The 26,477-nt window shown below is 72.4% G+C and carries 23 protein-coding genes; 13 read left to right on the forward strand and 10 right to left on the reverse strand.

Features of this window, described 5'->3' with window-relative positions; genetic code table 11:
- Nucleotides 1–14: 14 nt before the first annotated feature.
- Nucleotides 15–1,316, forward strand: coding sequence for a citrate synthase (locus OG448_RS19850; protein ID WP_030816654.1), 1,302 nt, complete (start codon nucleotides 15–17; stop codon nucleotides 1,314–1,316).
- Between the two features lie 563 nt (nucleotides 1,317–1,879).
- Here the strand turns inward: OG448_RS19850 and OG448_RS19855 are convergent.
- The 4 genes from OG448_RS19855 to OG448_RS19870 form a co-directional block, all read right to left on the reverse strand.
- A complete protein-coding gene (locus tag OG448_RS19855) occupies nucleotides 1,880–4,144 on the reverse strand; it encodes a heavy metal translocating P-type ATPase (protein ID WP_405555607.1) in 2,265 nt (754 codons plus the stop codon).
- A 121-nt stretch (nucleotides 4,145–4,265) separates the two neighbouring features.
- Nucleotides 4,266–4,505, reverse strand: coding sequence for a heavy-metal-associated domain-containing protein (locus OG448_RS19860; protein WP_405555609.1), 240 nt, complete (start codon nucleotides 4,503–4,505; stop codon nucleotides 4,266–4,268).
- Nucleotides 4,506–4,750: 245 nt separating this feature from the next.
- The gene (locus tag OG448_RS19865) at nucleotides 4,751–4,951 is read right to left on the reverse strand and encodes a MerR family transcriptional regulator (RefSeq protein WP_350754265.1); all 201 of its coding nucleotides are present in this window, start codon (nucleotides 4,949–4,951) and stop codon (nucleotides 4,751–4,753) included.
- A 296-nt stretch (nucleotides 4,952–5,247) separates the two neighbouring features.
- Nucleotides 5,248–6,162, reverse strand: a complete 915-nt coding sequence (locus tag OG448_RS19870) for a sugar phosphate isomerase/epimerase family protein (RefSeq protein WP_405555611.1) — start codon at nucleotides 6,160–6,162, stop codon at nucleotides 5,248–5,250.
- 151 nt (nucleotides 6,163–6,313) lie between these two features.
- On the opposite strand from OG448_RS19870, the gene iolC reads away from it, so the two are divergent.
- From iolC to OG448_RS19910, 8 genes are all read left to right on the forward strand, one after another.
- The gene (iolC, locus tag OG448_RS19875; protein WP_405555613.1) at nucleotides 6,314–7,279 is read left to right on the forward strand and encodes a 5-dehydro-2-deoxygluconokinase; all 966 of its coding nucleotides are present in this window, start codon (nucleotides 6,314–6,316) and stop codon (nucleotides 7,277–7,279) included.
- Between the two features lie 31 nt (nucleotides 7,280–7,310).
- Nucleotides 7,311–8,210: a deoxyribose-phosphate aldolase gene (locus OG448_RS19880; protein WP_405555614.1), complete on the forward strand. Its 900-nt coding sequence runs from the start codon at nucleotides 7,311–7,313 to the stop codon at nucleotides 8,208–8,210.
- A gap of 8 nt (nucleotides 8,211–8,218) precedes the next feature.
- On the forward strand, nucleotides 8,219–9,031 hold the full coding sequence (gene iolB, locus OG448_RS19885; RefSeq protein WP_405555616.1) for a 5-deoxy-glucuronate isomerase: 813 nt from the start codon (nucleotides 8,219–8,221) through the stop codon (nucleotides 9,029–9,031).
- Nucleotides 9,028–10,905 (forward strand): 3D-(3,5/4)-trihydroxycyclohexane-1,2-dione acylhydrolase (decyclizing), encoded by a 1,878-nt coding sequence (iolD, locus tag OG448_RS19890; protein ID WP_405555618.1) that lies wholly within the window; start codon nucleotides 9,028–9,030, stop codon nucleotides 10,903–10,905. The genes iolB and iolD overlap by 4 nt, the downstream gene beginning before the upstream one ends.
- Before the next feature lie 16 nt (nucleotides 10,906–10,921).
- A complete protein-coding gene (mmsA, locus tag OG448_RS19895; RefSeq protein WP_405555619.1) occupies nucleotides 10,922–12,424 on the forward strand; it encodes a CoA-acylating methylmalonate-semialdehyde dehydrogenase in 1,503 nt (500 codons plus the stop codon).
- 298 nt (nucleotides 12,425–12,722) lie between these two features.
- Nucleotides 12,723–14,123 carry an APC family permease gene (locus OG448_RS19900; RefSeq protein ID WP_405555621.1) on the forward strand — a complete coding sequence of 467 codons (1,401 nt, stop codon included), beginning with the start codon at nucleotides 12,723–12,725 and terminating at the stop codon, nucleotides 14,121–14,123.
- Between the two features lie 120 nt (nucleotides 14,124–14,243).
- Nucleotides 14,244–16,916, forward strand: a complete 2,673-nt coding sequence (locus OG448_RS19905) for a CocE/NonD family hydrolase (RefSeq protein WP_405555623.1) — start codon at nucleotides 14,244–14,246, stop codon at nucleotides 16,914–16,916.
- Entirely contained in the window at nucleotides 16,913–17,776 is an 864-nt protein-coding gene (locus tag OG448_RS19910) for an ABC transporter permease (RefSeq protein WP_405555625.1), read from the forward strand. Before OG448_RS19905 ends, OG448_RS19910 begins: the two co-directional genes overlap by 4 nt.
- A 69-nt stretch (nucleotides 17,777–17,845) precedes the next feature.
- Here the strand turns inward: OG448_RS19910 and OG448_RS19915 are convergent, their stop codons facing one another.
- Both OG448_RS19915 and OG448_RS19920 read right to left on the reverse strand, forming a co-directional pair.
- The gene (locus tag OG448_RS19915) at nucleotides 17,846–18,253 is read right to left on the reverse strand and encodes a rodlin (protein ID WP_405555627.1); all 408 of its coding nucleotides are present in this window, start codon (nucleotides 18,251–18,253) and stop codon (nucleotides 17,846–17,848) included.
- Nucleotides 18,254–18,494: 241 nt separating this feature from the next.
- Nucleotides 18,495–18,902, reverse strand: a complete 408-nt coding sequence (locus tag OG448_RS19920) for a rodlin (RefSeq protein ID WP_405555629.1) — start codon at nucleotides 18,900–18,902, stop codon at nucleotides 18,495–18,497.
- 281 nt (nucleotides 18,903–19,183) lie between these two features.
- Here OG448_RS19920 and OG448_RS19925 point away from each other — a divergent pair, with 281 nt between their 5' ends.
- The 4 genes from OG448_RS19925 (at nucleotide 19,184) to OG448_RS19940 (ending at nucleotide 22,831) form a co-directional block, all read left to right on the forward strand.
- Nucleotides 19,184–19,594, forward strand: coding sequence for a rodlin (locus tag OG448_RS19925; RefSeq protein WP_405555631.1), 411 nt, complete (start codon nucleotides 19,184–19,186; stop codon nucleotides 19,592–19,594).
- 249 nt (nucleotides 19,595–19,843) lie between these two features.
- On the forward strand, nucleotides 19,844–20,071 hold the full coding sequence (gene chpD, locus OG448_RS19930) for a chaplin ChpD (RefSeq protein ID WP_405555633.1): 228 nt from the start codon (nucleotides 19,844–19,846) through the stop codon (nucleotides 20,069–20,071).
- 122 nt (nucleotides 20,072–20,193) lie between these two features.
- Complete coding sequence (locus tag OG448_RS19935) at nucleotides 20,194–21,261, forward strand: chaplin family protein (RefSeq protein WP_405555634.1); 1,068 nt, start codon at nucleotides 20,194–20,196, stop codon at nucleotides 21,259–21,261.
- A 301-nt stretch (nucleotides 21,262–21,562) separates the two neighbouring features.
- Nucleotides 21,563–22,831, forward strand: coding sequence for a glycoside hydrolase family 26 protein (locus OG448_RS19940; RefSeq protein ID WP_405555636.1), 1,269 nt, complete (start codon nucleotides 21,563–21,565; stop codon nucleotides 22,829–22,831).
- Here OG448_RS19940 and OG448_RS19945 read toward each other — a convergent pair.
- From OG448_RS19945 to OG448_RS19960, 4 genes are read right to left on the reverse strand one after another with little or no spacing between them, the layout of a single operon-like run.
- Nucleotides 22,828–23,961 carry a GNAT family N-acetyltransferase gene (locus OG448_RS19945; protein WP_405555638.1) on the reverse strand — a complete coding sequence of 378 codons (1,134 nt, stop codon included), beginning with the start codon at nucleotides 23,959–23,961 and terminating at the stop codon, nucleotides 22,828–22,830. The genes OG448_RS19940 and OG448_RS19945 overlap by 4 nt on opposite strands.
- Nucleotides 23,958–24,614, reverse strand: a complete 657-nt coding sequence (locus tag OG448_RS19950) for a lipopolysaccharide biosynthesis protein (RefSeq protein ID WP_405555640.1) — start codon at nucleotides 24,612–24,614, stop codon at nucleotides 23,958–23,960. Before OG448_RS19950 ends, OG448_RS19945 begins: the two co-directional genes overlap by 4 nt.
- On the reverse strand, nucleotides 24,611–25,768 hold the full coding sequence (locus OG448_RS19955; RefSeq protein WP_405555642.1) for a glycosyltransferase: 1,158 nt from the start codon (nucleotides 25,766–25,768) through the stop codon (nucleotides 24,611–24,613). Before OG448_RS19955 ends, OG448_RS19950 begins: the two co-directional genes overlap by 4 nt.
- On the reverse strand, nucleotides 25,768–26,457 hold the full coding sequence (locus OG448_RS19960; RefSeq protein WP_405555644.1) for a polysaccharide deacetylase family protein: 690 nt from the start codon (nucleotides 26,455–26,457) through the stop codon (nucleotides 25,768–25,770). Before OG448_RS19960 ends, OG448_RS19955 begins: the two co-directional genes overlap by 1 nt.
- Nucleotides 26,458–26,477 lie beyond the last annotated feature (20 nt).

Consider the following 26,477-nt stretch of genomic DNA (forward strand, 5'->3'; position numbering starts at 1 on the left):
CGGTGAGGGAAGACGTGAGCGAGCACACCAAGAACGACGCGGTAGTACTGCGGGTCGGCGACGGCGAGTACACCTATCCGGTGGTCGACAGCACCGTCGGTGACAAGGGCTTCGACATCGGGAAGCTCCGCGCCCAGACCGGTCTGGTGACCCTGGACAGCGGCTACGGCAACACGGCCGCGTACAAATCCGCCGTCACCTACCTCGACGGCGAGGCGGGCATCCTCCGCTACCGCGGCTACCCGATCGAGCAGCTCGCCGAGCGCTCCACCTTCCTCGAGGTGGCGTACCTCCTGATCAACGGTGAGCTGCCGACCGTCGACGAGCTGGCCAAGTTCAAGAACGACATCACGCGGCACACCCTGCTGCACGAGGACGTCAAGAACTTCTACCGGGGCTTCCCGCGCGACGCCCACCCGATGGCCATGCTGTCCTCGGTCGTCTCGGCGCTGTCCACCTTCTACCAGGACAGCCACAACCCGTTCGACGAGAAGCAGCGCGACCTCTCCACGATCCGGCTGCTGGCCAAGCTCCCGACGATCGCGGCGTACGCCTACAAGAAGTCGATCGGCCACCCGTTCGTCTACCCGCGCAACGACCTCGGCTACGTCGAGAACTTCCTGCGCATGACGTTCTCGGTGCCGGCCCAGGAGTACGACCTCGACCCGGTCGTCGTCTCCGCGCTGGACAAGCTGCTGATCCTGCACGCGGACCACGAGCAGAACTGCTCGACCTCCACGGTCCGTCTGGTCGGCTCCTCGCAGGCCAACATGTTCGCCTCGATCTCCGCCGGCATCAACGCGCTGTGGGGCCCGCTGCACGGCGGCGCCAACCAGTCGGTGCTGGAGATGCTGGAGAACATCCAGGCCAACGGCGGCGACGTCGACTCCTTCATCCGCAAGGTGAAGAACAAGGAGGACGGCGTCCGCCTGATGGGCTTCGGCCACCGGGTGTACAAGTCCTTCGACCCGCGCGCCAAGATCATCAAGGCCGCCGCGCACGACGTCCTCTCCGCGCTCGGCAAGTCCGACGAGCTGCTGGACATCGCGCTCAAGCTGGAGGAGCACGCGCTCTCCGACGACTACTTCGTCTCGCGCAACCTCTACCCCAACGTGGACTTCTACACCGGTCTGATCTACCGGGCCATGGGCTTCCCGACCGAGATGTTCACGGTCCTGTTCGCCCTCGGCCGGCTGCCGGGCTGGATCGCCCAGTGGACCGAGATGATCAAGGAGCCGGGTTCCCGCATCGGCCGCCCGCGCCAGATCTACACGGGCGTCGTCGAGCGCGACTTCGTGCCGGTCGAGCAGCGCTGAGCACGTAGAAAAGCGGAAGGCGCCCTGGCGTCGGTCCCCCCACGGGCCGACGTCCAGGGCGCCTTCCCATGCCCCGGTGCGGATTCCCCCCACGGGATCCGGGCCGGGCGCTCGGAGAGACAGCGCCTGAATTCGCTGTCCGAGCAGGACGGGCGTACCCGCCGTGCTCCAGTGACGTGAAACGGTTGCGGTCTGCCGGGACAGCGCACGCTGGGAGGGCCGCTCAAAGCTTCCCGGTGTACGTGCCCCGGCAACGCATCTCCGGAGAAGTCCCCCAAGACATCTCCAGATGCCAGCCGGCGCCCCCCAAGACGCTGGACTGACACCGCCAACTTAGACCTTCGAACCCCTTCGATGGTTACGTTCGCGTCACTGTGATCTGCGTCTCTTGCATACGTCCCATAGGTGCGCAAGAGCCCCGATACGGCGATCGGGACCCAAGCGTAAGGAAGATGCGCGAGCCTTGTGAAGAGCTTATGTGAGGTGCGCGCCGGACTCTAGAGGGACTCTTACTTCTCCTCGGGGGACTTCTTCCGGCCATCCCCGGCACTTCATGGCCCGCCTCAGTGGAACCGGCGCAGCCGCAGGCTGTTGGTCACCACGAACACCGAGGAGAAGGCCATCGCCGCCCCCGCGATCATCGGGTTCAGCAGCCCCGCCGCGGCCAGTGGCAACGCGGCGACGTTGTAGCCGAAGGCCCACACCAGATTGCCCTTGATGGTGGCGAGGGTGCGCCGGGAGAGCCGGATGGCGTCGGCGGCCACCCGCAGGTCGCCCCGGACCAGGGTGAGGTCCCCGGCCTCGATCGCCGCGTCGGTGCCGGTGCCCATGGCGAGACCGAGGTCGGCGGTGGCGAGCGCGGCCGCGTCGTTCACCCCGTCCCCGACCATGGCGACGGTCCGCCCCTCGCGCCGCAGCTTCCGGACCACGTCCACCTTGTCCTCGGGCAGCACCTCGGCGATGACCTCGTCGATGCCGACCTCGCGCGCGACCGCCTCGGCGACCGTGCGGTTGTCCCCGGTGAGCAGCACCGGGGTCAGACCCAGCGCGCGCAGTTCGCGTACCGCCTCGGCGCTGGTCTTCTTCACCGCGTCCGCGACGGCGAGCACCGCGCGCGGTTTCCCGTCCCAGCCCGCCACGACGGCCGTACGGCCCTCCTGTTCGGCCCTGGAGCGGGCGGCGGCCAGTTCCCCGGGCAGGTCGTCCCAGAGCCGTCCGGCGGCCACCTCGTGGCCGTCCACGCGGCCGCGTACGCCACGGCCGGGAACGTTCTCGAAGTGCTCGGCCGGGGGCAGCGTGCCGACCCGCTCCTCGGCGCCCTCGGCGACGGCGCGGGCGACGGGGTGCTCGGAGGCGTGCTCCAGGGCGCCGACGAGCCGCAGCACCTGCTTCTCGTCCTCGCCGGGAGCGGTGTACACCTCCTGGAGCGTCATCCGCCCGGTGGTGACGGTGCCGGTCTTGTCGAGGACGACGGTGTCGACGCGGCGGGTGGACTCCAGCACCTCGGGGCCCTTGATGAGGATGCCGAGCTGCGCGCCCCGCCCGGTGCCGACCATCAGCGCGGTCGGGGTGGCGAGGCCCAGGGCGCAGGGGCAGGCGATGATCAGCACGGCGACGGCGGCGGTGAACGCGGCGACCGTGTCCCCGGTGACGCCGAGCCAGACGCCGAAGGTACCCAGCGCGATCAGGATGACGACGGGCACGAACACGGCGGAGATCCGGTCGGCCAGCCGCTGCACCTCGGCCTTGCCGTTCTGCGCGTCCTCCACCAGCCGGGCCATCCGGGCGAGCTGGGTGTCCCCGCCGACCCGGGTCGCCTCGACCAGCAGCCGCCCGCCCGCGTTGACGGTGGCGCCGGTGACCCGGTCGCCGGGGGAGACATCGACGGGTACCGACTCGCCGGTCAGCATGGAGGCGTCGACGGCGGAGACGCCCTCGAGCACCGTGCCGTCGGTGGCGATCTTCTCGCCGGGCCGGACCACGAACCGGTCGCCCACCGCGAGCGAGCCCACCGGCACCCGCGTCTCCCGCCCGTCCCGCAGCACGGTCACGTCCTTGGCGCCCAGCTCCATCAGCGCCCGCAGCGCGGCACCGGCCCGGCGCTTGGAGCGGGCCTCCAGATAGCGGCCGAGCAGGATCAGCGCGACCACCCCGGCGGCGACCTCCAGATAGATGACGGAGGTGCCCTCGGAGCGGGAGACGGTGAACGAGAAGGCGTGCCGCATGCCGGGCATGCCCGCGTGGCCGAAGAACAGGGCCCACAGCGACCAGCCGAACGCGGCCAGCGTGCCGACCGAGACCAGGGTGTCCATGGTGGCCGCGCCGTGCCGCAGGTTGGTCCAGGCGGCGCGGTGGAAGGGCCACCCGCCCCAGACGACCACGGGCGCGGCGAGGGTGAGCGAGAGCCACTGCCAGTTGTCGAACTGGAGCGGCGGGACCATGGCCATCAGGATGACGGGCACGGCGAGCAGGGCGGAGACGAGCAGCCGCTGCCGGAGCGCGGACAGCTCGGGGTCACGCGCGGCGGGCCCGGCGGATTCGCCTGCGTCGTCGGCCGGTTCCGGCTCCGGGGGCGGGGGCTCCTCGGCGGTGTACCCGGTCTTCTCGACGACCGTGATCAGGTCCGCGACGCGGACGCCGTCGCCGAAGCTGACCTTCGCCTTCTCCGTCGCGTAGTTCACGGTGGCGCTCACGCCGTCCATGCGGTTGAGCTTCTTCTCCACCCGCGCGGCACAGGAGGCGCAGGTCATGCCGCCGATGAGCAGCTCGACCCGGTTGCCGTCCGCCGTGGGCGCCGTACGCCCTGTCTCTGCGGTGGTACTGGTCATGCCCGGACTCCAGACATCGGACCGGACCTTACGGAATCCAGTATGAGCTGGTCGGTACGGCCCGGTCGGGGAAGGGTTGCGCGGTCCGCGCGCGTAACCGCGCGGACCTGCGGGGTGGTGCTCAGGCCCGCCCGGTCAGCTCGAAGCCGGCCTCGTCGACGGCGGCACGCACGGCCTCGTCGTCGAGCGGGGCGGCCGAGACGACGGTGACCTCGCCGGTGGAGGCGACGGCCTTCACCGAGCTGACGCCGGGGAGCTCGGAGATCTCGCCGGAGACGGAGCCCTCGCAGTGGCCGCAGCTCATGCCGCTCACCTGGTAGACGGCGGTGACGGAGCCGGGGGTGTCGGTCTGGGCGCTCATGTCGTTCTCCTCGTCAAACACGTGGTCGGGGGCAGGTGGTGACACCTGATGCCCATGGGGTCCTCGGGGGAACCCCCACTCTTCGAACACTATACCCCTAGGGGGTATTCCCCAAGGGGGTGCCGAGGTGGGGGTGAATTCACCAGCACCCTATGTATACGCCCGCTTTGTCGCAGTACGGCGAACGCCCGCACGCCGTCCCCTGGGGGAGGCGTACGGGCGTTCCTGGTCGGGTGGCGCGGGGGTCAGCCGTCTCTGCGGCCCCGGTTGCCGGGCCGGGAGGCGACCCAGGCGCGCACGGTGTCGGCGTACCAGTAGGGCTTGCCGCCCTCCACGAGGTCGGGCGGTGGCAGCAGGCCGTGTTTCCGGTAGGACCGAACGGTGTCCGGCTGCACCCGGATGTGTGCCGCGATCTCCTTGTAGGACCAGAGCCTGCGGTCGGTCATGCGTCGCACCTCCTGCGCGCGCCGCGGCGGCGGCCGGGGGACGGCCGTCGAGGGAGCCCGGCGCTGTGCTGGTGATCACCAAGCCTGTGCCCGGTCAACGACGCAGAGTGACCGTGAGCAAGCGGCTGTGGGACGGGTGTGACCGACAACCCGCGTACGCGCGACATATGTGACAGGAGAGGCGCGTTCGTGACACAACCGCAGCAGAAGAAGCGGGCGTACGCCACGCGTGGCGGGTTGACCCGTACGGGCGGGACCGTCGCGCACGCCCGCGTGCGGGACGTCCAGCGGTGCGTTTATACGCCGCACGACCTCAGGAACGCGCGGGTGCGGCGGGCGATCGGCAGGGGCCGGTCCGGCTCACAGGGGTACATGTCCTGCTCGACGATGGCGAAGAGGTCGGTGTCCAGCCTGGCCGCCGCCTCCAGGACGGGGCCGAGCGCGGGTACCCCGGCGGGGGGTTCGCACATCACGCCTCGCGCGACCGCCGGGCCGAAGGGCGTGCCGTCCGCGCGGACCTGAGCCAGGATCTCGGGGTCGACCTGTTTGAGGTGGAGGTAGCCGAGCCGCTCGCCGTAGGTCTCGATCAGCTCGACGCTGTCCCCGCCGCAGTAGGCGTAGTGGCCGGTGTCCAGGCAGAGGGAGACGAGGTCGGGGTCGGTGGCGTCGAGGAAGCGGGTGACGTGGGCCTCGGTGTCGATGTGGGTGTCGGCGTGGGGGTGGACGACGATCGTCAGGCCGTACCGCTCGCGCACCTCGTGGCCCAGCCGCTCGGTCTGCTCGGTCAGGTCGCGCCACTGGGCCGGGGTCAGTTCGGCCGGCTCCAGCACCGCGCCGGTGCGGTCGTCCCGCCAGAAGGAGGGGATGACGACCAGATGGCGGGCGCCGGTCGCGCGGGTCAGCCCGGCGACGGCGGAGACGTGCTCCCAGGTCTTCTCCCACACCGCCGGGCCGTGGTGCAGCCCGGTGAACACGGTCCCGGCCGACACCTTCAGGCCGCGCCGCGCGGTCTCCTCGGCGAGTACCTCGGGGTCGGTGGGCAGGTACCCGTAGGGGCCCAGCTCGATCCACTCGTAGCCGGACGCGGCCACCTCGTCCAGGAAGCGCCGCCAGGGGACCTGGGCGGGGTCGTCCGGGAACCAGACGCCCCAGGAGTCGGGGGCCGAACCGACGCGGACACGGGACAGCGGGGAGGACGGCATCGACGTCATGGCCGCCAGCGTGCGGGCCGCCCGGAAAGCGTGTCAATAGCTGGTCCGAATGTCTGGACAAAACGTTGACAGGGCTCACCGGACCGGACTAGAAAGCCGGGGGAGAGTCCTGCCGGGTGGAGTCCTGAGGAATCCTGATGAAGGGGAGTCGATGGCGTACGACCTGATCACCATGGGACGCATCGGGGTGGACCTCTACCCCCTCCAGACCGGCGTCCCGCTCGCCCAGGTGTCGTCCTTCGGCAAGTTCCTCGGCGGCTCCGCCACCAATGTCGCCGTCGCCGCGGCCCGCCTCGGGCTCCGAACCGCGGTCGTCACCCGTACCGGTGACGATCCGTTCGGTACGTACCTCCACGAGGCGCTGCGCGGCTTCGGCGTGGACGACCGCTGGGTCACCCCGGTGCCCGGCCTGCCCACGCCGGTCACCTTCTGCGAGGTCTTCCCGCCGGACGACTTCCCGCTCTACTTCTACCGCCGGCCCAAGGCCCCCGACCTGGAGATCCACCCCGGCGAACTCGACCTCGACGCGATTCGCGCCGCCCGCGCCTTCTGGGTCACCGGCACCGGCCTGAGCGAAGAGCCGAGCCGCACCGCGACCCTCGGCGCCCTCGCCCATCGCGCCCGGTCCGGCATCACGGTCTTCGACCTGGACTGGCGGCCCGCTCTTTGGAACAACGCGGCCTGGAGCGACCCCGAGGCGGCCCGCCCCTTCTACGCCGAGGCTCTGCGGCACGCCACCGTCGCCGTCGGCAACGTGGACGAGGTGGAGATCGCCACCGGCACCCGTGAACCGCACGCCGCCGCCCGCGCGCTACTGGCCGCCGGGGTGGAGCTGGCGGTGGTGAAGCAGGGCCCCAAGGGCGTCCTCGCCGTCCACCGCGACGGCGGGAGCGCGGAGGTGCCCCCGCTGCCCGTCACCGTCCTCAACGGCCTCGGCGCGGGCGACGCGTTCGGGGGCTCGCTGTGCCACGGCCTGCTCCAGGGGTGGGATCTGGAGACCGTCATGCGGCACGCCAACGCCGCCGGCGCCATCGTGGCCTCCCGCCTGGAGTGCTCGTCGGCGATGCCGACGCCGGACGAGGTGTCGGCCGCGCTGGCGGCGGGAGCGGTGCGATGAGCGGGACCCCGGCTCGTGCCGGAGCCCCGCGATGAGCACCGCCCAGGTCGACGTCGCCGCCCTGGTCCACCTCCGTACCCGGCACCCCGAGGCCATCGCGGAGGCCGCCGAGCGCCGGGTGCGGCGGCCGTTGGTCGGGCCGAGCGAGCGGCTGCTGATCGTCGCCGCCGACCATCCGGCGCGGGGTGCGCTCGGCGCGGGCGGGCGGCCCTTCGCCATGGCCAACCGTGCCGACCTGCTGGACCGGCTGTGCGTGGCGCTGTCCCGGCCCGGCGTGGACGGGGTGCTGGCCGGCGCCGACGTGCTGGACGATCTGCTGCTGCTCGGCGCCCTGGAGGGCAAGGTCGTCCTCGGCTCCATGAACCGGGGCGGTCTCCAGGGAGCCCGCTTCGAGCTGGACGACCGCTTCACCGGACCGCGCCCCGAGGACATCCGGCGCCGCCGCTTCGACGCGGGCAAGCTGCTGCTGCGCATCGACCCCGCCGACCCCGGCTCGCTGACCACCCTGGAGTCCGCCGCCCGTGCCGTCGACGCCATGGCGGAGCGCCGACTCCCGCTGTTCATCGAGCCGTTCCTCTGCCGACGCGGTCCGGACGGGCGCCTGCGCAACGATCTGTCCGCCGAGGCCGTCACCACCTCCCTCGCCATCGCCTCCGGACTCGGCGGTTCCTCCGCCTACACCTGGTTGAAGGTGCCCGTCACGGAGAACCCGGACGACATGGCCGACGTCATGGCGACCACCACGCTGCCCGCCGTCCTGCTCGGCGGCGAGACCGGCGGCTCCCCGCAGGAGCAGGCCGCCGCGTACGAGAAGTGGCGCGGCGCGCTGCGACTGCCCACCGTGCGCGGCCTGGTGGTCGGCCGCACACTGCTGTACCCGGCGGACGGCGACGTGGCCGCCGCCGTGGACACCGCCGCAGGACTGCTGTGAGGGCCCGCATGACCAGCACCCGACTCCATCTGCCGCACGGCGAGGCCGCGAGCGGCCCGTACGCGCTCGACATCGGGCCGGATCAGGAGGGTTGGGCACACACCCGCCTGCGCGTCGTGGAGCTGCCGGCGGGCGGCACCCATACCTTCGACACCGGTGCCGCCGAATGGATCATGCTCCCCCTCCAGGGTGCATGTACCGTACAAATTGACGAGAACGAGTTCCAGATCCGAGGCCGCGAGAACGTGTTCGCGGCAGTCTCCGACTTCGCGTACGCCCCCCGCGACAGCCGGGTCCAGATCGCCTCCGGCGCGGGAGGCCGCTTCGCCCTGGCAGGAGCGAAGTGCGAGCGACGACTCCCCGCCCGCTACGGCCCCGCGCCGGAGGTCCCCGTCGAACAGCGCGGCAGCGGCACCTGCGCCCGCCAGGTGCGCAACTTCGCCGCCGCCGACGCCTTCGACTGCGACCGGCTCATCGCCGTGGAGGTCATCACCCCCGGCGGCAACTGGTCGTCCTACCCGCCGCACAAGCACGACGAGCACCGGCCGGGGGAGGAGTCCGAGCTGGAGGAGATCTACTACTTCGAGATCGAGGACGGCGGCCTCGGCTACCAGCGCGTCTTCCCCTCCCGTACCGGCGGCGCCGACCTGCTCGCCGAGGTCCGCACGGGTGACGCGGTGCTCGTACCCGACGGCTGGCACGGCCCGTCGATCGCCCAGCCCGGCCACGCCATGTACTACCTGAACGTGATGGCCGGTCCCGGCGCGGACCGGGAGTGGCGGATCAGCTTCCATCCGGACCACACAGGGGGTTACCGGTGACCACCAGGCTCACGGTCGCGCAGGCGCTCGTCCGCTTCCTCGCCGCCCAGTACACCGAACGCGACGGGGTTCGGCAGCGGCTCATCGGCGCCACCTGGGGCGTCTTCGGCCACGGCAACGTCGCCGGGATCGGCCAAGCCCTCCTCGAGCACCGTGAGTTGATGCCGTACCACCAGGGCCGCAACGAGCAGGCGATGGTGCACGCGGCCGTCGGGTACGCCCGCCAGTCGAACCGTCTCTCCACCCACGCGGTGACCACCTCCATCGGCCCCGGCGCCACCAACCTCGTCACCGGCGCCGCCCTCGCCACCGTCAACCACCTGCCCGTCCTGCTCCTCCCCGGCGACGTCTTCGCCACCCGCCCCGCCGACCCCGTCCTCCAGCAGCTCGAACTCCCCTATGCGGGCGACGTGTCGGTGAACGACACCCTGCGCCCGGTGTCCCGGTACTTCGACCGGATCACCCGCCCCGAGGCCCTGATCCCGAGCGCGCTCGCGGCCATGCGGGTGCTGACCGACCCGGTCGACACCGGCGCCGTCACCCTCGCCCTCCCGCAGGACGTGCAGGCGGAGGCGTACGACTGGCCCGAGGAGTTCTTCGCCGACCGGGTGTGGACCGTGCGCAGGCCCGGCGCCGACCCGGCCGAACTCGCCGAAGCGGTACGGGTGATCAGGGAGGCCCGGCGCCCCCTCGTCGTCGCGGGCGGTGGGGTCCACCACAGCCGCGCGGAGGACGCGCTCGCGGAGTTCGCCGCCGCCACCGGCATCCCGGTCGCCTCCACCCAGGCCGGCAAGGGCTCCCTGCCGTACGACCATCCCCAGGACGTGGGCGGCATCGGCCACACCGGCACCGACACCGCCGACGAACTCGCCCGCCGCGCCGACCTGGTGATCGGGGTCGGCACCCGGTACACCGACTTCACCACCGCCTCCGGCACCCTCTTCGCCGACCCCGGTGTGCGCTTCCTCAACCTCAACATCGCGCCCTTCGACGGCCACAAGATGGCCGGGCTGCCGCTGGTCGCCGACGCCCGCAGCGGCCTGGGCGAGCTGACCGAGGCGCTGGGGATGCACGGGCACCGGGCGCCGCACACCTTGGTGGCCGGGTACACCGGGGGCAAGGCCCGCTGGGAGGCTCGCGTCGACGCCTGCTTCGCGGCCGGGGACCCGGAGGCGGTGCCGACCCAGGCGCAGGTGATCGGCGCGCTGGACGCCCTGGTGGACGCGAGCGACATCATCGTGGGCGCGGCCGGCTCCCTACCCGGCGACCTGCACAAACTCTGGCGGACCCGCGCCCGCGACCAGTACCACCTGGAGTACGGCTACTCCTGCATGGGCTACGAGATCCCGGCCGCCCTCGGCGTGAAGCTCGCCGCGCCCGAGCGGAACGTCTGGGCGCTGGTCGGCGACGGCACGTACCTGATGATGCCGACCGAGATCGTCACCGCCGTGCAGGAGGGCGTGGCGGTGAAGATGGTGCTGATCCAGAACCACGGGTACGCGTCCATCGGCGGGCTGTCGGAGTCGGTCGGCGCCGAGCGCTTCGGCACCGCCTACCGGTACCCAGCCGAGGACGGCTCCCTCACCGGCCCGCCCCTCCCCGTCGACCTCGCCGCCAACGCGGCCAGCCTGGGCATGCGGGTGCTGCGCGCCCGGACGGTTTCCGAGCTTCGGGAGGCCCTCGCCGAGGCGCGCGCCGCCGACACTCCCACTTGTGTCTACGTGGAGACCGAAACGTCCGACAGTGTGTCGGGCGCGCCTCCCGCCGCGGCCTGGTGGGATGTTCCTGTGGCCGAGACCGCGACCAGGCCGTCCGCGGTCAAGGCACGTGAGCTGTACGAACGGCATCTGCCGGCCCGCCGCCGCCATCTGTGACAAGGAGCCCGAGGACATGACGAAGATCGTCAACCACTGGATCGGCGGCAAGACCGCCGAGGGCGCGTCGGGTACGTACGGGCCGGTCACCGACCCGGCGACCGGCGAGGTCACCACCAAGGTCGCCTTCGCAGGCGTCGAGGAGGTGGACGCGGCGGTCGCCGCCGCCAAGGACGCCTTCGCCACCTGGGGACAGTCCTCGCTGGCCCAGCGCACGTCCATCCTGTTCAAGTTCCGGGCGCTGCTGGACGAGCACCGCGACGACGTCGCCGCGCTGATCACCGCAGAGCACGGCAAGGTGCACTCCGACGCGCTCGGCGAGGTCGCGCGCGGCCTGGAGATCGTGGACCTGGCCTGCGGGATCAGCGTCCAGCTCAAGGGCGAGCTGTCGACCCAGGTCGCCACCAACGTCGACGTGGCCGCGATCCGGCAGCCGCTCGGGGTGGTCGCGGGCATCACCCCGTTCAACTTCCCGGCGATGGTGCCGATGTGGATGTTCCCGCTGGCCATCGCGTGCGGCAACACCTTCGTGCTGAAGCCCTCGGAGAAGGACCCGTCGGCGGCTCTGAAGCTGGCGGAACTCCTGGCCGAGGCCGGGCTGCCGGACGGCGTCTTCAACGTCGTGCACGGTGACAAGGTGGCCGTCGACCGGCTGCTGGAGCACCCGGACGTGAAGGCGGTGTCCTTCGTCGGCTCCACCCCGATCGCCCGCTACATCCACACCACCGCCTCCGCCCACGGCAAGCGCGTCCAGGCCCTCGGCGGCGCCAAGAACCACATGCTGGTCCTCCCCGACGCCGACCTCGACGCGGCCGCCGACGCCGCCGTCTCCGCCGCCTACGGCTCGGCGGGCGAGCGCTGCATGGCCATCTCCGCGGTCGTCGCGGTCGGCTCCATCGGCGACGAGCTGGTGCAGAAGATCCGTGAGCGTGCCGAGAAGATCAAGATCGGCCCCGGCACCGACCCCACCTCGGAGATGGGCCCGCTGATCACCAAGGTCCACCGGGACAAGGTGGCCTCCTACGTCACCGGCGCCGCCGACGAGGGTGCCGAGGTCGTGCTCGACGGCACCGGATACACCGTCGAGGGCCACGAGGACGGCCACTGGATCGGCATCTCCCTGCTCGACAAGGTGCCGACCAGCGCGAAGGCGTACCAGGACGAGATCTTCGGCCCGGTGCTGTCCGTGCTGCGCGTCGACACCTACGAGGACGGCGTCGCCCTCATCAACGCCTCCCCCTACGGCAACGGCACCGCCATCTTCACCCGCGACGGCGGCGCCGCCCGCCGCTTCCAGCTCGAGATCGAGGCCGGCATGGTCGGCGTCAACGTCCCCATCCCGGTCCCCGTCGGCTACCACTCCTTCGGCGGCTGGAAGGACTCCCTCTTCGGCGACCACCACATCTACGGCAACGACGGCACGCACTTCTACACCCGCGGGAAGGTCGTCACCACCCGCTGGCCCGACCCCTCCGACGCCCCGGCCGGCGTCGACCTGGGCTTCCCGCGCAACCACTGAGCCACGCGGACATCCGGGCCCGAAGGCAGTTTCCGCCGCCTTCGGGCCCGTCTTTTTTCGGCCAGGGCCTGCGGTTCCCGTACGGCCGACAAGGGCGCAGGCGCCTACGAGATGCTGCTGTTTACGTCGCCGGAGGCAGGTCAGGGCTGCGGATTCCGTAGGTGGACACCCATTGACGTGATGGTTTTCGTCGGTGTTCCATGCAGCGCCGGGAGCGAGACGTACGACACACAGCGAGCCGCCGGAGGCGATACCGCTCCCGCCCGAGTCCTCACCGCACGAGTCGATCGGACGCCGCATGACCGACACGCTCCGCCCCGCCGAGCCAGCCAGTGCCGAACAGACCGGCGACGGTCAGCGGAAACTCAAGCGCTCCATCGGCGTCGTCGGGGGCACCCTGCTGACGCTCTCCTGCGTGACGCCCGCCTCCACCCTCTTCGTGGTCGTCCCCGACCTGTTCGGCACCCTCGGCACCGCGACCGCGCTCACCATCGCCATCGGCTCACTGCTCTGTATCGCCGTGGCGTTCTGCTACGCCGAGCTGGGCACCCTCATCCCCAGCGCGGGCGGCGAGTACGCCATGGTCTCCACCCTCGCCGGGCGCCTCGCGGGCTGGCTGGTGTTCGTGCTGTCGCTGCTGGTCGTCGTGATCGTGCCGCCCGTCATCGCCATGGGCACCGCCGACTACATCGCCCCCCTCGTCCACGTGGACCCCGCGCTCACCGGCGCCGGGGTCATGCTGCTCGCCACCCTCGCCGGACTGCTCGACCTGCGCGCCAACGCCTGGATCACCGGCGTCTTCCTGGTCCTCGAGGTGATCGCGGCGGCCGTCGTCGCCGTGCTCGGCTTCTCCCACGCCCACCGGGGCGCCGGCAGCCTGGTCTCCATGGAGGTGGCCGGAGCCCACGGCGGGACCGACCCCGTCACCGCCGCCCTGGTCGTCTCCGGTCTCGCCATCGCCCTCTTCGTCACCCAGGGCTTCTCGACCGCCGTCTACCTCTCCGAGGAACTGGAGCACCCGCGCCGGGACGTGGCCCGTACCGTGCTCGCCACCCTCGCCATCTCGACCGTGATCATCCTGGTGCCGGTCGCCGCCATCACCATGGGCGCCACCGACCTGAAGGAGCTGACCGGCGGCGACCTCAGCGCCATGGTGACGGCCTGGTCCAACACCGCCGTCGGCACCTTCGTCAGCCTCTGCGTCGCCCTCGCCATCGTCAACGCGGGCATCGTGATGGTCATCCAGAACTCCCGCGTCCTGTTCGCCTCCGCCCGCGACAAGGCGTGGCCCACCCCGGTCAACGGCCTGCTCTCCCGGCTCGGCCGCTTCGGCTCGCCCTGGGTCGCCACCCTCACCGTCGGCGTCCCCGGCGCGCTGCTCTGCTTCGTCGACCTGGACACCCTCTACGGCGTCACCGGGGTGTCCGTCACCGCCATGTACCTGCTCGTCGCCGTCGCCGCCCTGCTGGGCCGCCGCGACAGCCACCGGCACACCGCCGCCTGGCGGATGCCGCTGTGGCCGGCCGTACCCGTCCTGCTCATCGCCGTGCTCGGTTACGTCCTCGTCCAGCAGGAGCCCGCCTACCTGCTGTGGACCGGCGGTATCACCGCCGTCGCCACCCTCTACTGGGCGCTGTACCTGCGGCCGCGCCGCGACACCCACTGGCTGGTCTCGCTCCCCGAGGACACCCGCGCCTGATCGAACGGGCCCCCTACCGCGCCCGCAGTACACCCGGCCGGGCCCGTACTCCCGAAGGAGGGGCGGGGGTTCAGCCCGGCGGGGCCGTCCGGCGGGGAGGGCGGCCCGTACCGTTGGGTCATGGATCTTCGAGTGCCCCGGCTGCTGAAGAGGCCCCGCCGGGCCGCCGCCGCACTGGGGGCCGCCGTACTGCTGGCCGCCACCGGTACGTGGACGGCGACCGCGTCCGACACGCCCCGCCCGCACCGCGGCGACCGGGTCCTCACCATGGCGGACGGCACCCGCGTGGACACCTCGTACTTCACCTCCGGAGGAGGCGGCCGACGCCCCGCCGTCCTCCTCGCCCACGGCTTCGGCGGCAGCAAGGACGACCTGCGCGCCCAGGCCGAGGACCTCGCCGGGCACGGGTACGCCGTACTCACCTGGTCGGCACGGGGGTTCGGCCACTCGACAGGAAAGATCGGGCTCAACGACCCGGCGCACGAGGTCACCGACGTCTCCCGGCTCATCGACTGGCTGGCCACCCGCCCCGAGGTCCGCCTCGACAAACCCGGCGACCCGCGCGTCGGCATGGCGGGCGGCTCGTACGGCGGGGCCGTCTCCCTGCTGGCGGCCGGACACGACCCGCGCGTCGACGCCATCGCACCCGCCATCACCTACTGGGACCTCGCCGACGCACTCTTCCCGAACGGCGTGTTCAAGAAGCTGTGGACCGGCGTCTTCTTCAACTCCGGCGGTGGCTGCGGGCAGTTCGAGCCCGCGCTGTGCGCCATGTACCAGCGCGTCGCCCAGTCCGGCACCCCCGACGCCGACGCCCGCGCCCTGCTCCAGCGCCGCTCACCCGCCGCCGTCGCCGACCAGATCAAGGTCCCCACCCTGCTCTTCCAGGGCCAGACCGACTCCCTGTTCACCCTCGCCCAGTCCGACGCCGCCGAGCGCGCGATCCGGGCCACCGGCGCGCCCGTCAAGGTCGACTGGATCGCGGGCGGCCACGACGGGGGAGACCTGGAGACCGGCCGGGTCCAGGGGCGGATGCGGGCGTGGTTCGACCACTACCTCAAGGGCGAGACGGCGACCGGCACCGGGCCCGCCTTCCGGATCACCCGCACCGGAGGCGTCGACTCCACCGACGGCAGCACCCGCAGCCGGGGCGCCACCGCCGGCACCTACCCCGGCCTGCGCGGCGACCCCCGCACCATCCCCCTCACCGGCCGCGAGCAGCGCGTCGCCAACCCGGCCGGCGCCAGCCCGCCCGCCGTCTCCGCGCTGCCCGGCCTCGGCGGAGGCGGCCTCGCCCAGCTCTCCGCCCTCGGCACCGGCGTCTCCCTCGACTTCCCCGGCCAGTACGCCAAGTTCGACGCGCCGCCGCAGCGCACCGCCCTCCGCATCACCGGCACCCCGACCGCCCGCGTCCACGTGAAGTCCACCAGCGCCGACGCGGTGCTCTTCGCCAAGCTCTACGACGTCGGCCCCGGCGGCGGCCAGGTGCTCCCCGGCCAGCTCGTCACCCCGCTCAGGATCACCGGAGCCAAGTCCGGCAAGGACGTCACCGTCACCCTCCCGCCCGTGGACCACGAGGTGCAGCAGGGCCACCGCCTCCGCCTGGTCGTCGCCACCACCGACCTCGGTTACGCCTCACCCACCGCCCCCGCAACCTACACGGTCTCCCTCAAGGGCCCCTTGAGCGTGCCCACGGCCCCCGCCGTCACCACCGCGGCCACCCCGCTGCCCTCCTGGGTCTGGTGGCTCCCCCTCGCCGGCGCCGCAGCCGCCCTCGCCCTCCTCCTCACCACCCGCCGCCGCACCACCGCCCCCGCGCCCGATCCCGAACTGGCCGAAGTCCCGCTGGTCATCAACGACTTGAGCAAGCGCTACGCCCGGTCCTCCGACATCCCCCAAGCTCTCGGCTTCGCTCGAGCAGGGGGCGCCCCCACCGCCGTACGCGACCTCTCCTTCCGTGTCGAGAAGGGCCAAGTGCTCGGACTGCTCGGGCCCAACGGCGCGGGCAAGACCACCACCCTGCGCATGCTGATGGGCCTGATCCGGCCCGACGGCGGCGAGATCCGGGTCTTCGGCCACGCCATCCGTCCCGGCTCCCCCGTCCTCTCCCGAGTCGGCGCCTTCGTGGAGGGCGCCGGCTTCCTGCCCCACCTCACCGGCCGGGAGAACCTGGAGCTGTACTGGCGCGCCACCGGCCGCCCGCCCGAGGACGCCCACCTGGCCGAGGCCCTGGAGATCGCCGGCCTCGGCTTCGCCCTGGCCCGCGCGGTACGCACCTACTCCCAGGGCATGCGCCAGCGCCTGGCCATCGCCCAGGCCATGCTGGGCCTGCCCGACCTGCTCATCCTGGACGAGCCCACCAACGGCCTGGACCCGCCGCAGATCCGCGAGATGCGCCAGGTGCTGATCCGGTACGCGGCCGCCGGACGCACCGTCATCGTCTCCAGCCACCTCCTGGCCGAGGTCGAGCAGTCCTGCACCCACCTGGTGGTCATGGACCGGGGCCGGCTGGTCCAGGCGGGCCCGGTCCGGGAGATCGTCGGGTCCGGCGACACCCTGCTCGTCGGCACCGGCAGCCCGGTCGCCGAGCCGGTCGTGGAGAAGGTGGCCGCGCTGGACGGCGTCGCCTCCGCCGTACAGGCCGAGGACGGGCTGCTGATCCGCCTCGAACCCGGCAACACCGCGGGCCAACTCGTCGTGGACCTGGTCCGGCTGGAGGTGCCCGTGCTCTCCGTCGGCCCGCACCGGCGTCTGGAGGACGCCTTCCTCACCCTGATCGGAGGCTCCGCGTGAGCACGCTCACCGAGAGCGCACAGACGGCACCCGGCTACCGCGCCTCCCGCACCCTGCCCGTACGCGTGGAACTCGTCCGCCAGCTCGGGCGGCGCCGCACGCTGGTCATGGGCGCGATCCTGGCCGCGCTGCCGCTGATCCTGCTGGCCGCGTTCGCGATCGGCGGGGACCCGGCCGGGCGGGGGCGCCGGATCACCCTGATGGACACGGCCACCGCGTCCGGCGCCAACTTCGCCGCCGTCAGCCTCTTCGTGTCGGCCGGCTTCCTGCTGGTGATCCCGGTCGCCCTGTTCTGCGGGGACACGGTCGCCTCCGAGGCGGGCTGGTCCTCGCTGCGCTATCTGCTGGCGGCACCGGTGCCGAGGGCCCGGCTGCTGCTGTCCAAGCTGGTGGTGGGGCTGGGGATGAGCCTGGCCGCGATGATCCTGCTGCCCACGGTGGCTCTGGCGGTGGGCACGGCCGTGTACGGCTGGGGTCCGCTGGTCGTGCCGACCGGCGGGGCGGTGGAGGCGGGGACGGCGGTCGGGCGGCTGGCCGTGGTGGTGCTGTACCTCTTTGTCTCGCAACTGGTCACCGCCGGACTCGCGTTCTGGCTCTCCACCCGCACCGACGCCCCGCTCGGCGCGGTGGGGGGAGCGGTCGGGCTGACCATCGTCGGCAATGTCCTGGACGCGGTGACCGCGCTCGGCCACTGGCGGGACTTCCTGCCCGCGCACTGGCAGTTCGCCTGGGCCGACCTCCTCCAGCCGCACGCGGAGTGGGCCGGGATGGCCCAGGGCGCCTCGGTCTCGGTCACCTACGCCCTGGTCCTCTTCGCCCTGGCCTTCCGGGGCTTCACCCGCAAGGACATCGTGTCCTAGCGGGGGTCCGTACACACGACGGCGGCCCACCGGTTCCGAACCGGTGGGCCGCCGCTGCGCGGGGCTCGATCAGCCGTTGCCGGCGCCGTTGCCGGACAGCGCGGAGATGTCGTCCAGGACGTGCGACAGCGGCTCGTCGCCCTTGGCCTGGGTCGAGTTCTCGACGCACTGCTGGTTCTGCGGCGAGGACAGGACGGGGATGTCCTGGACGCCGACGTTGAGCAGAGCCACCAGGGACTGGGCGTTGAGCTTCGCCGGCAGGCCGATGCAGGGCTTGTTCAGCGAACCCTGGACCAGAGCCAGCTGCGGGCTCATGTTGCCGTAGGTGGCAGAGTTGCCGAACGCCTGCGAGGCGCCGTTGCCGCTGAACGACGTGGTGCCGTGGTCGTCACCGATGGCCAGGGCCTGCGGGGCGGCCGCGCCCGCGAGACCGGCGACGGAGGCGGCGACGGCCGCGGTTGCCCACAGCTTCTTCATGTTGGTTCCCTTCGAAAGGCGGACTCCGGGGAGGAGCTGCGTGATCGTCAACGGGGAAGCGGTCGCCGAAGTTGCGGTCTTTGACCCTATCGGGGCAGCGCAGTCCGATGAGTTCACAAACGCCCCCCTCAGCTCGGCCGCCCCCGGAAAGCAGCCGCCCCGGAAACACCGACGGGCCGCCGATCGAGTCGGCGGCCCGGAGGGCCGGGCCCCACGTGGGGCCCGCGAGCGTGCGGAGGACTCAGTCGTTGCCGGCGCCGTTGCCGGACAGCGCGGAGATGTCGTCCAGGATGTGCGACAGCGGCTCGTCGCCCTTGGCCTGGGTCGAGTTCTCGACGCACTGCTGGTTCTGCGGCGAGGACAGGATCGGGATGTCCTGCACGCCGACGTTGAGCAGAGCCACCAGGGACTGGGCGTTGACCTTCGCGGGCAGGCCGATGCAGGGCTTGTTGAGCGAGCCCTGGATGAGCGCCATCTGCGGGCTCATGTTGCCGTACGTCGCGGAGTTGCCGAACGCCTGGGAGGCGCCGTTGCCGCTGAACGACGTGGTGCCGGTGTCGTTGCCGATGGCCAGGGCCGGCGACGCGGCGGCGGAGACGCCGGCAACGGACGCGGCGACCGCGGCGGCGGCCAGAACCTTCTTGATCACTTGCGATTCCCTTCTGGAGAAACCCCGTCCATCGGAGTGCCCGGCTCAACTGCCGGGCCGGGGACGGGGTTGCTCCCGTTCACTCCAACGGCCGACGGGGCGCGCGGGAAAACGGCCGCGCGCCGTCGGGGGAATTCCGTCTCCTCCGTGCACCGGAAGCGATCCGATCGGGTGACTTACCGCAACCAATCGGCGCCCCTCGGGTTGATGTCTCCGCAGGAACGAAAGTCTGGCGAGCAGCCAGGAAAGCGTCTGGCGAGCAGCCAGGAAAGGAAAGCGAAATGCTGAAGAAGGCAATGGCCGCGGCGGCGGTCGCCGCGTCCGTCATGGGCGTGTCGGCGGCGGCGGCCCCTCAGGCGCTTGCCATCGGCAACGACACGGGCACCACGTCGTTCAGCGGCAACGGCGCCACCGAGGCGTTCGGCAACAACGTGACCAACGGCGACCTCAGCCCGCAGGCCACGCTGGTGCAGAGCTCCCTGAACAAGCTCTGCGTCGGCCTGCCGGTCAAGGCGAACGTCCAGTCGGTGCTGGCCCTGGTCAACGTCGGTGTCCAGGACATCCCCGTCCTGTCCTCCCCGCAGAACCAGCAGTGCGCCGAGAACTCCACCCAGGCGAAGAACGACGAGCCGCTGTCGCACCTCGTCGACGACGTCTCCGTCCTCGCGGGCAACGGCGTCGGCAACGACTGACGCACGCGCGAGCGCCGAAAAAAAACCGCCCGGCAGCACGGATTTCCCGTGCCGCCGGGCGGTTTTCGCTGCTCCATGTTGTCAATTCCCTGGGGGCGTTCGAGTGAATTGACAGGCGACGCGCGTTCCACAGTTCCTTCCGCCGTCTATTCCTCGTTCTACAGCCTGCCGGTCATGGTGCGAGCCGTTCAAGTTGTGCTCGCTCGGCTTCGGCCGTCACAGGGCATGACCGCAGAGAAGGGAAAGACCATGAAGAAGAGCGCTGCTGTCATCGCCGGCGCCATCCTGGCTCTGGGTGGGGCGGCTCCCGCCTTCGCCGACGCCGGTGCCGAGGGTGCCGCGGTCGGTTCGCCGGGCCTGCTGTCCGGCAACGCGATCCAGGTCCCGGTCCACGTCCCGGTCAATGTCTGTGGCACCTCCGTCGACGTGATCGGCCTGCTGAACCCGGCGTTCGGCAACGCCTGCGTCAACGACTGACGCGTACCACGCAAGGCACCAGCCCCACGGCTGCGTTCAGGCCGGCCCCGGACCGTTGATCCAAGGTGAATCTGCGTTCCGGGGCCGGCCTTCCCACTTCTTCGAGCAGGAAGACCACGAGATTGCGACAGACCCTGAGCAAGGGCATGGTCGTGGCCGCCGCCGCGACAGGTGTGCTGTCCTTGTACGTCAGTCAGGCGCTCGCCGATTCGGGAGCGCACGGAGCCGCACAGGGCTCTCCCGGCGCGCTGTCCGGCAACACCCTCCAGGTGCCGGTGCACGTTCCGGTCAACATCTGCGGGCACTCCGTCGATGTGACGGCCGCGCTGAACCCGGCCGTCGGCAACGCCTGCGTCAAGGACGCCCTCCCCAAGGCGCCCCGCACCACCGCGCCGTCGTCCTACGGTGACGACGACGAGCCGAGCACCCCGGTGAAGACCCCGCCCGCGTACGGCGCCGAGGAGACCAAGCCGTCCGCCTCGTACGGGGACGACGACGAGACCACGCCTCCGCCGTCCTATGGCCACGACGACGAGACCACGCCTCCGCCGTCCTATGGCCACGACGAGCCGAGCGCCCCGGTGACCACGGCGCCCGCCTCGTACGGCGACGACGAGGAGACGACGCCGCCCCCTTCGTACGGGGACGACGAGGAGACGACCCCTCCGCCGTCTTACGGCCACGACGAGGAGACCACCCAGCCGCCTTCGTACGGCCACGACGAGACGACGCCCCCGCCCTACGGCGGCCAGGAGACCACTCGGCCTCCCTACGGCGGTGAAGAAACGTCTCCTCCCCCTTACGGCGGCGAGGAGACCACCCCTCCGCCCTACGGGGGTCACGAGAGCACGCCTCCCCCTTACGGCGGCCACGAGAGCACGCCTCCTCCCTACGGCGGTGAGGAGACCACTCCGCCTCCCTACGGCGGTGAAGAGAGCACGCCTCCTCCCGGCGGGCACACCACGCCCCCGCCCGGAGGCCACACGACACCACCCCCCGGAGGCCACACGACACCGCCCCCCGGCGGGCACACCACGCCCCCTCCGGGCGAGCACACCACACCGCCCAGCCTTCCGCACACCGGTAACAACTCGCGCATGCTGTGGGCCACTTCGGGCGCCGGCGCCGTGCTGATCGCTGCCGGAATCCTGCTGTTCCGGCGCGGCCGGACCATGTCCCGACACCGCTGACCACCGGGTGCCGGGCCCGAGCGCCCGGCACCCAGAGGTGACGGCGCCGTACCGCCACGGCGCCGTACGCATCCTTTCGGGCCGCGTCCCGTCCGGCAGCTCGCCACGCCGACGGGCCGGGAGCGGCCGGCCGGGCGGCCCCGCACGGAGAACTCCGGCGGGGCCTTCGCCGTTCACCCACGCGGGGGCCGAGGCCACCCGCAAGCCGTAACCGCGCTGGCGAGCACCCGGTGCGTGTGACTGGGTGTCAGTACAGGCGCGGACGAGGCGCGAGGGCAGGGCCGGGCGGAGGGAGGGGCCGATGGCTCCACAGTGGCGCAGGACCCGGCGCGGACGGCTGTCCGTCCTCGCCGCGGCCATCACCGTGTCGGCCGTCCTGGCCGCCCCCGGCTTCGCGGCCCGACCGCACCGGACGGCACCCGAACCGGTCCCCGCGCCGACCGCCACCCCGGCGCCCCCGCCCGTCAACAGGGGCCCCGACTTCGGGGCGTTCCTCGGCTCCGGTCCCCTCGGGATCGCCCGGATTCCCGCCCTGAGCAACTGGCTCGGCGGGGCCGAGCTGAAGGTCGCGCACACCTATCTGCCGGGCGGACAGTGGAGGGACATCGAGGGCTCGCCCGGTTTCCTGGAACCGTGGGCGCACTGGCGGCGCGAGAAGGCCGACCGCACCCTCGTCCTCAACGTGCCGATGCAGGAGCGCAACGAGGAGCACCTCTCCGACGCAGCGGTACGGCTGCTGCTACGGCAGGCCGCCGCCGGGCAGTTCGACCGGCACTTCCGCACGCTCGCCGAGAAGCTGGTCAAGCTCGGCGTGCCGGACACCGTGCTGGTACTCGGCTGGGAGATGAACGGCATCACCTACACCCACCGCTGCGGGCCCGACCCCGAGGCGTGGAAGGCGTACTGGAACCGGATCGTCACCACCATGCGCGCGGTGCCGGGACAGCGGTTCCGCTTCGACTTCACGCCCAGCAGGGGCCGGGACGCCGTGCCGTGGACCGAGTGCTACCCCGGTGACGACACCGTCGACATCATCGGCATGGACTCCTACGACCAGCCCGCAGGGATGCCCTTCGACGAGCAGATCACCGAGCCCTACGGCCTCCAGGCGCACGTCGACTTCGCCAAGGCGCACGGCAAGCCGGTGTCGTACCCGGAATGGGGGCTGTTCCGCAACGGCGACAACCCCGAGTACATGCGGCGGATGCTCGCCTGGATGGACGAACACCGGCCGCTCTACAACACCCTCACCGACTATTGCCCGCACGGCGTCTGGCAGTGCCCGACCAACCCGAGGGCGGCGAAGGTGTACCGGGCGACGCTGTACGGGCGCACGGGGCTGCCCACGCCCACGCCGACCCCTGCGGTCACCCCGGCCCCGACCCCGACGCCGACCCCGACCCCGACGCCCACCCCGACCCCGACAGCCCCGGTCACCCCCACCCCCGCCCCCTCGTCCGGGACCAAGACGCCCCCCGACTGCTCGGAGATGGCGATGGGGAAGTGGGTGGAGTTCTGGCTCGGGGGCCGGGTCTGCCTCCGCTTCGACCGGCTGCCGGGCGCCAGCTAGCCGGCCCGGCGCTCGCCGAGGCGGGCCAGCGCCGCCTTGCCGTGGCGCCGGGCCGCCGCGTCGGACAGCGCGGCCGACAGCAGTGGCGCGGTACGGCGGCGGGCCAGCAGCAGCCGCCCGCTGGGCGCCACGTCGGGGCGCCAGTGGTGCTTGTACGGTTCGTCGCCGCGCATCAGGCTCAGCGTGCCGTGGGAGCCCGCGGCGGTGTGCGCGGCGCAGGCGTCCAGCAGTATGACGGCGACGTCCGCCTTGCGTTCGCGCAGCGAGGGATGAGCGCCGTAGAGGTAGCCGCCCGCGAGGCTCGGGGAGAGCAGGGTGAGGTCGACGGCGACGACCTCCTCGCCGATGCGGAACTCGGTGACGACCGCGTCCCCGGAGCGCACCATCGGCTCCACCGCGCGAACCAGGTGCTCCTGGAAACGGGGCCGCAGATGCTCGGGCGTCACCTTCCTGCCCTGCCACTGGAGCCGGTGCAGCTCCAGCAGCCGGGCCACCGCGGCCTCCGCCTCACCGGGACCGGCCGTGCGCCGGGCCACCCCGAGCGCGGCCAGCTTGCGCAGCTTGGCCCTCACCCGCTGGGCCTTGCCGGACGGCAGCCGGGTGAGCAGCTCGTCCATGGGTACCGGGGGCAGCTCCAGACACAGGGAGTCCGGCACCCTGCGGCGCGGGCCGGGCCAGCGGTCGTAGACGCGCTCCGCCGCGCCGCCGGTGCGTACCTCGCGCAGGTCGATCAGGGCGGTGCGGGCCGCCGTCCACAGGGCGTCGGTCAGGGCGGTGAGGGCGCGGCCGTCGTCGGCGTCGTCGAGCAGGACGTCGCCGTAGTCGGAGACCGTGCCGCCCAGCGGTACCAGGGCGGGGAAGGGGTGCCGGGTGAGGGTGAGCGGGGCGGCGGCGAGCAGGTCGCGGCCCGAGCGGACCAGCAGGACGCGGAGCCTGCCGGGCCTGCCGTACGACTGCCACCAGGAGTGCAGCCAGGCGTGGCTCTGGAACGGGGTCGCGGTGGCGCAGCGCCGGTGCAGGCGCCCCCAGGCCGGGGCGAGGGCGGCGAACGCCATCTCGTCGGTGAGGAGTTGGGTGGTGAGCGCGGGACGCGCGAAGGCTGCGGGGCGCGCCGCGTACGTCGCCGTCACAGCCGGCTGTGGACGTCGGCGGCGAAGGACGGACCGGGCAGCGGGGCCGGGAGAGCGGTCTCGGACTCCTCCCGGCGGCCCGGCCGGACCAGCAGCGCGAGCCCGCCGAGCAGCCCGCCCGCGCCCGCGCCGACCAGCGTGGTCACCCCGGCCGACGCCGAGGACGGCTCGGCGGGCCGGACCGCTCGGGAGAACTGGAACAGCTCGACGTGGGTGGCCTTCTTGCTGGCGTCGGCCTGCTGGGTGAGCGCGGCGGCGACCGCGTTGGCCATGGCGGCGGCCTGCGCGGGCTGCCCGGAGGTGGCGGAGACGGCGACCATCGGGGCGTCCGGCGAGGTGGCGGTGCGCACGCTCTTCTCCAGGGTGCTGACCGGCACCCCGGCCCGCGCCTGCGCCTCGGCGAGCACGGCGGGCTGGGTGGCGACCCTGCCGTACGCCTGGGCGAAGCCGAGCGCGGTGGAGGTGTCGGAGCGCTCGGCGGGGACGGCGATGACATAGCTGGTCGCGGTGTAGGCGGGGGCCTTGAGCAGGCCGTACCCGCCCCCGATCAGCCCGCCCGCGACCACCCCGGCGGCCACCAGCGACCAGGGCGGCAGGGAACGGGAGCCCGGCTGGCGGCCGGTGCGACGGCGCCGGGTGGGATTCTCGGTCATGAGGGGCTGCCTCCGTGAGGGTGTCGGGGCGACGGGACCGTACGGGTGAGCGCCGAGGTGTAGACGTCCATCAGCCGGGCGGCGCTGCGGGTGATGCAGTAGTGGCGGGCCGCCTCCGGGACGATGCGCGGGCCGGGCCCGGCGGCGCGGACCCCGGCGAGCGCGGCGGCGTACGCGTCGGCGCCGCCGTGTACCCGCACGGCGTCGGGGGCGGCCTCCGGCGGGAGGTCCTCGACGGCCGGGCAGGAGGCGTACCGCACCGGGAGCCCGGCCGCGAGCGCCTCGACGACGGCCAGCCCGAACGCCTCCTCCGGGGAAGGGGCGGCGAGCACGTCCATGGCGGAGGTCAGGGCGGGCAGGTCGGGGCCGGGCGAGCCGTCGGGGAGGCCGGGGACCTCACCGGTGAACAGCACCCGGTCGGACACTCCGGCTGCGGCGGCGGTACGGCGGAGTGCACCTTCTTCGGGGCCGCCTCCCACCAGCAACAGGTGGCAGTTGGAAGGTAGTTGGACAAGGGCCTCGATCAAGATGACGAACCGCTTGCCGGGGGCCAGCCGTCCGATGCCGCCGATCACGAACGCGTCGTCCGGGACGCCCAGTTGGGTCCGGACGCGCACCCGCCGCTCCGGGTCGAAGCGGAAGGGGTCCAGGTCGATGCCGTTGGGGACGACCGCGATGCGCGGCTCCGGTACGCCCCAGCGGGTCAGGCGGGCGGCGACCGTGGGGGAGACGGCGACCGTCGAGTGACCCAGGCGTTCCCCGGCCAGATACAGCGCGCGTACGCCGGAGTTGAGCGGCCGCCCCTCCATCTGGGATTCGCCCAGGGAGTGTTCGGTGGCGACCACCGCGCGTACCCCGGCCAGCCGTGCCGCCAGGCGGCCGTAGAGACAGGCCCGGTAGAGGTGGGTGTGCACCAGGTCGTAGCGGCCGCGCCGGATCAGCCGGGCCAGCCGGGGCAGTGCGGCCAGGTCCCGGTTGCCGCCCATGGCGAGGTCGGCCACCCGCACGCCGTCGGCCCGCAGCCCGGCGGCCACCGGGCCGGGGTTGGTCAGTGTCACCACATCGCACTCGACGGGCAAGTGGCGTAACAGAAGCCGAAGTTGCTGCTCGGCGCCCCCGACCCCGAGGCCGGTGATGATGTGCAGCGCCCGCATCACAGCCCCGCCACGGGTCGGCGGCGCAGCCGGTGCAGCCGGTACTTCAGGAACAGTCGCACGGCGTTGTCGTTCTGCCCGACATGCACGCGGGGCAGCGCGTGCGGGCCGCTCAGCTCGCCGGGGTCGATGGCGCAGGCATAGGCGTAACCGGCCGCGCGTACGGCCTCGACCACGCGCCGGTCGACCGTGCCGTACGGGTAGCAGAAGCCCTGGACCGGGGCGCCGGTCAGCTCGGTCAGCCGGGCGCGGCTCTCGGCGGTCTCGGCGTCCAGGGTGGGGTCGTCGGCGTGGGTGAGGTCGACGTGGGTCAGGCCGTGGGAGCCGATCTCCACCCCGGCCCGGTGGGCCTCGCGCACGGCGTCGGCCGTCAGCAGGGGTTTGCGCGGGCCGAGGGGGTCCCAGGCGTTCTCGCCGCCGAGCCGGCCGGGCAGCACGAACAGGGTGGCCGTGCACTCCCAGCGGGCCAGCAGCGCCAGCGCGTCGGTGAGGAAGTCGGCGTACCCGTCGTCGAAGGTGAGCCCGACCAGGCGGCGTCCGGCGCCCCGCGCGCGGGCCTCCAGCAGCTCACCCACCGACACGCCCCGCAGCCCCCGCCCGCGCAGCCAGCGCAGTTGGCGCTCCAGCCGGGCCGGGGTGACGGTGACGCGGTACGGGTCGTCGGAGCAGTCGCCGACCGAGTGGTACATGGCGATCCACGGGACGGGGC

The organism is Streptomyces sp. NBC_01171 (assembly GCF_045039805.1).
Taxonomy (GTDB): domain Bacteria; phylum Actinomycetota; class Actinomycetes; order Streptomycetales; family Streptomycetaceae; genus Streptomyces.